5 protein-coding genes are annotated in these 4,889 nt (G+C 59.6%); all 5 read left to right on the top strand.

Annotated features, from left to right (window positions below):
• A partial coding sequence (locus ACZM96_RS09620; RefSeq protein WP_489488788.1) for a restriction endonuclease occupies positions 1-791 on the top strand: 791 nt, incomplete at its 5' end.
• Positions 792-824: 33 nt separating this feature from the next.
• Positions 825-1,751 (top strand): AEC family transporter, encoded by a 927-nt coding sequence (locus ACZM96_RS09615; protein ID WP_489488787.1) that lies wholly within the window; start codon positions 825-827, stop codon positions 1,749-1,751.
• A gap of 271 nt (positions 1,752-2,022) precedes the next feature.
• Entirely contained in the window at positions 2,023-3,021 is a 999-nt protein-coding gene (gene hemB / locus ACZM96_RS09610; protein WP_489488786.1) for a porphobilinogen synthase, read from the top strand.
• Entirely contained in the window at positions 3,021-4,199 is a 1,179-nt protein-coding gene (ahbD, locus tag ACZM96_RS09605) for a heme b synthase (protein WP_489488785.1), read from the top strand. Before hemB ends, ahbD begins: the two co-directional genes overlap by 1 nt.
• A gap of 92 nt (positions 4,200-4,291) precedes the next feature.
• Positions 4,292-4,759, top strand: a complete 468-nt coding sequence (gene ahbA / locus ACZM96_RS09600) for a siroheme decarboxylase subunit alpha (RefSeq protein ID WP_489488784.1) — start codon at positions 4,292-4,294, stop codon at positions 4,757-4,759.
• Positions 4,760-4,889 lie beyond the last annotated feature (130 nt).

The raw sequence follows: 4,889 nt of genomic DNA, 5'->3' as shown, positions 1-4,889 counted from the left end.
CGTTATCCAGTGGAAAGTCAAAACATAAAAATCAGATTCGCTGGTCTCTGGTTTTTCTTACCATAGCTCACTTGTTGTCGCGTGTACGTCGAGGCATATATCAAATAACTCCCGAAGGTCTTGCCTATCTGGCAAGTCACAGCAGCTTAACCAGAAAAGACTTATATCAGTTTCCCGATTATCGCCTGTGGATTAAAAATTCCAATAAATCGAAAGAAAAATCCTGCAATAAAGAAACGTCTGTTCATCAGGACATGACGTCCGACTCCACGCCGGAAGAAGATATAGACAACGCCATAAACACCATTAACGGAGCACTGGCCTCCGAACTGCTGGAAGCCATAAAAAACAACAGTCCACAATTTTTTGAGCAGCTTGTCGTCGATGTCATGCTGGCCATGGGCTACGGCGGCTCCCTGCAGGATGCCGGAAAAGCCTTCAAAACGACCGGCGACGGCGGCATAGACGGTTTCATCAAAGAAGATAAGTTAGGTTTAAGCAGCATTTATCTTCAGGCAAAACGCTGGGACAATACTGTGGGCCGTCCTGAAATCCAGGCTTTTGCTGGGGCTCTTATGGGACGTCACTCCACGCGCGGCGTGTTCATTACGACATCAAAATTTTCCAACGAAGCCATAGAATACGCAAAACTGCTTTCACAGCCCACCATCATTCTTATTGACGGCGAAAAGCTTGTTCAACTGATGATCGAATATAACGTAGGCGTTTCCACGCAAAGAACGTATGAAGTAAAACGCATTGATTCTGACTACTTCAACGAAGACGCCTAACAGTCGCACACTGTTTCCCAAAAGAGCCTTTCCATGATTATTTCCCTTCTTCTCGGCAAGCAGATAGCCGCCATGCTTCTCATGGTGCTCATGGGCTATGCCGTGGTGCGGCTGCGTCTGCTCCGGGCCGAAGACAGCGCGCCCCTTTCCGCCGTGGCCCTGTACATCGTGAGCCCGTGCATGATGCTCGACGCATTTCAGGTGGATTTCTCCGGGGAAAAGCTGCAGGGCCTCTTTCTCTCCCTCGTTGCGGCCGCGCTTTCCCAGTCGCTGGCCATCGTCTTCAACATGCTCGTGCGCCGTCCCCTCAGGCTCGATCCCGTGGAACAGGCTTCCGCCATCTACTCCAACGGCGGCAATCTCATCATTCCCATCGTCATCTACGTGTTCGGGCAGGAATGGGTGCTCTACACCAGCGGCTTTCTCATAGGGCAGACCGCCCTCTTCTGGACGCACTGCTACACCCTGCTCCACAAGAACGGGCAGTTCCATCTGCGCAACATTCTCTTCAACGTCAACATTCTGGCCATGCTCGCAGGCGCGCTGCTCTTTGTGACCGGCCTGCACTTTCCCGAAGTGCCGCGGCTTGCCGTTCACGCCGTGGGAAGCATGATAGGCCCCCTGTGCATGATAGTCACCGGCATGCTCATAGGCTCCATGAATCTCAAACGCGTGCTCGCCTATCGCAAGCTCCCCCTCATCGTGGCGCTGCGCCTTCTCGTTCTGCCCCTCGTCACCCTGCTCGTGTTCCGCGCAAGCGGCCTCGAATCCTGGACAAAGGACGGCGGCACCATTCTGCTCATCAGCTTTCTTGCGGCCGCCGCGCCCTGCGCCTCCACCGTCACCCAGATGTCCCACCTCTACGGACACAACGGCGAATACGCGAGCCTCATCAACGTGGTCTCCACCCTGCTTTGCGTCATTACCATGCCCGTCATGGTCTTCCTCTTCCAGCTCTGACGCAGCATTGCTCCCGGGCAGGGCAACGTTCTCATCCTTGCGCGGCCCTCAACGCCATGCCGCGCCAAAGAAGGCGTGCGTCATCGCGCAACGCAGCCCCCTTTGCCGCGCAACATCTCCCGAGAGCGCCCTTCACTCGCCTTCCGCTCTCATAAAAGTTCTACTGCCCCGACCGTGACTCCGGCCCTTTTCAAAGGCCGGGGCCGGTGTTATCTTCCTTGTCGTTTTCATTGGACCGTTGACGCGCCCCTCAGGCGCAAAGGATATTGTCATGACCGAACTTTCCTTCCATCGCGGCCGCCGTCTGCGCCGCACTCCCGCTCTTCGCGACATGGTGCGCGAAACCTCCCTTTCCGCCGCCGATCTCATCATGCCCTACTTCGTGGTGGACACCCCCGACGAACACTTCCGTCAGCCCATCAACTCCATGCCCGGCCAGTTCCAGCTTTCCCTTGCCGAACTCGAAAAGGAAATCGGCGAAGCCGTGAAGCTCGGCATGCGCGCCGTGCTGCTCTTCGGCATTCCCGCCGAAAAGGATCCGCTGGGCTCCGGCGCCTACGCCAAGGACGGCATCGTGCAGCGCGCCACCCGCATGATTAAAAAGAACTGGCCCGACCTTGTCGTCATCACCGACCTGTGCCTGTGCGAATACACCTCGCACGGCCATTGCGGCATCATTGCCGACGGCGACAAGACCGGCCACGTGCTCAACGATCAGACCCTCGACCTGCTCGCCAGAACCGCCGTGTCCCAGGCCGAAGCCGGCGCCGACATCGTGGCTCCCTCCGACATGATGGACGGCCGCGTGCTCGCCCTGCGCACCGCTCTCGACAAGGCCGGATTCGAGGAAACTCCCATCATGTCCTACGCCGTGAAGTACGCTTCCGCCTACTACGGCCCCTTCCGCGACGCCGCGGAATCCGCCCCCCACTTCGGCGATCGCCGCACCTATCAGATGGATCCCGGCAACGCGCAGGAAGCCCTGCGTGAAATGCAGGCCGACATCGACGAAGGCGCGGACATGTTCATCGTCAAGCCCGCGGGCCCCTATCAGGACATCATCCGCCTCATGCACGACACCTTCGACGTGCCGCTCGTGACCTATCAGGTGAGCGGCGAATACTCCCTCATCTGCGCCGCCGCCCAGAACGGCTGGATCGACCGCAAGGCCGTCATCATGGAATCGCTCATCGGCCTCAAGCGTTCCGGCGCCAAGATGATCATCACCTACTTCACCGTGGAAGCCCTCCGCGAAGGATGGATTCGCTGATGAACGGCCACGACTCCGCCCTCTCCTCGCTGGGCGCCTGCCATCCCGGCGGGCATCCCCTGGGTCGCGTTCCCGACGGAGCCCCCGGCGGCCATCCCGCCACGTCCAGGCCCCGCTTCCTGCCCGACGGCTCTCCCAAGTGCCGCCTCATCGCCTGGGAAGTCACCCGTTCCTGCAACCTGGCCTGCAAGCACTGCCGCGCCGAAGCTCATCCCGAACCCTATCCGGGCGAGCTCTCCACCGCGGAAGCCAAGGCCCTCATCGACACCTTCCCCGAAGTCGGCGAGCCCATCATCATCTTCACCGGCGGCGATCCCATGATGCGCGCCGACGTCTATGAACTCGCCGCCTACGCCCGCGACAAGGGCCTGCGCTGCGTCATGTCGCCGAACGGCACGCTCATCACGCCCGAGAGCGCCCGCAAGATAAAGGAAGCCGGCTTCCAGCGCTGCTCCATCTCCATCGACGGAGCCGACGCCGCCAGCCACGACGCCTTCCGCGGCGTGCCCGGAGCCTTCGACGCCTCCATGCGCGGCATCGAATACCTGAAGGCCGAAGGCGTGGAATTCCAGATCAACACCACGGTGACCAAGAGCAACCTGCACTCGTTCAAGGACATCTTCCACCTGTGCGAGAAAATCGGCGCCGTGGCCTGGCACATCTTCCTGCTCGTGCCCATGGGCCGGGCCGCCGAAATTCAGGAAGAGGTGATCACCGCCGAGGAATACGAAGAAGTGCTGCACTGGTTCTACGACTTCCGCAAGACCACTTCCATGCATCTCAAGGCCACCTGCGCCCCGCACTACTACCGCATCATGCGGCAGAAGGCCCGCGAGGAAGGCGTGACCGTGAACATGGAGAACTTCGGCATGGACGCCATGACCCGCGGCTGCCTCGGCGGCACGGGCTTCTGCTTCATCAGCCATACCGGACAGCTCCAGCCCTGCGGCTACCTCACCCTCGACTGCGGCAACGTGCGCGACACCCCCTTCCCCGAGCTCTGGAAAAAGACGCCGTGGTTCCTCAAGTTCCGCGATCAGAGCGCCTACAAGGGCAAGTGCGGCGTGTGCGAATACCACAAGGTTTGCGGCGGCTGCCGCGCCCGCGCCTACAGCATGACCGACGACCCCATGGCTCAGGAACCTTTGTGCCTGTACAAGCCCAAGGCGGCAAAATAACGGGGATTTCCCCTTCCGCGCCCGCTCCGCGCCTGCGGGGCGGGCCCACATTTCTCCGGGCAAGGCTCCGCCTTCCCGCCCAAGGAAGCATCATGGCTCAGATCGACGCTCTGGACACCATCGACAGAAAACTGCTGGACATCATCCAGACGGCCTTTCCGCTGGTTCCCCGCCCCTACGAGGCGCTGGGCAGACAGCTCGGCATTTCCGAAGAAGAAGCCCTCGACCGCGTGAAGGCCATGAAGGAAAAAAGAATCATCCGCCGCCTGGGAGCCAACTTCCAGTCGGCCAAGCTCGGCTTCCGCTCCACGCTCTGCGGAGCCCATGTGCCCGAAGACAAGCTCGACGCCTTCATCGCCGACGTGAACGCCCTGCCCGGCGTCACCCACAACTACCTGCGCAACCACGACTTCAACGTGTGGTTCACCCTCATCGGCCCCTCCTGGGACAGCGTGTGCGAAACCATCAGAGGCATCGAAGAGCGCACCGGCATCAGCATCATGAACCTCCCCGCGGAAAAGCTGTTCAAGATCCGCGTGGATTTTCAAATGGAAGAGTAGAGAGGCGGGGGAAGGAGGGAAAACTTTTGTGAAGATTGTAAATTAAAACGCAACAGAGAGGTTGCCTGAAACGAAGAGACCCACGACAGTCGGGGTGCAAACAAACGAAAACCTCATAGTGAGGAGACTG

This window comes from Mailhella sp. (assembly GCF_057866825.1).
The sequence above is the reverse complement of the archived record's forward strand: the minus strand, read 5'-3'. Positions and strand labels throughout refer to the sequence as shown.

Coding starts and splice junctions, on each gene's coding strand:
- ACZM96_RS09615 (WP_489488787.1), top strand. CDS start 825: ATGATTATTTCCCTTCTTCTCGGCAAGCAGATAGCCGCCATGCTTCTC.
- hemB (WP_489488786.1), top strand. CDS start 2,023: ATGACCGAACTTTCCTTCCATCGCGGCCGCCGTCTGCGCCGCACTCCC.
- ahbD (WP_489488785.1), top strand. CDS start 3,021: ATGAACGGCCACGACTCCGCCCTCTCCTCGCTGGGCGCCTGCCATCCC.
- ahbA (WP_489488784.1), top strand. CDS start 4,292: ATGGCTCAGATCGACGCTCTGGACACCATCGACAGAAAACTGCTGGAC.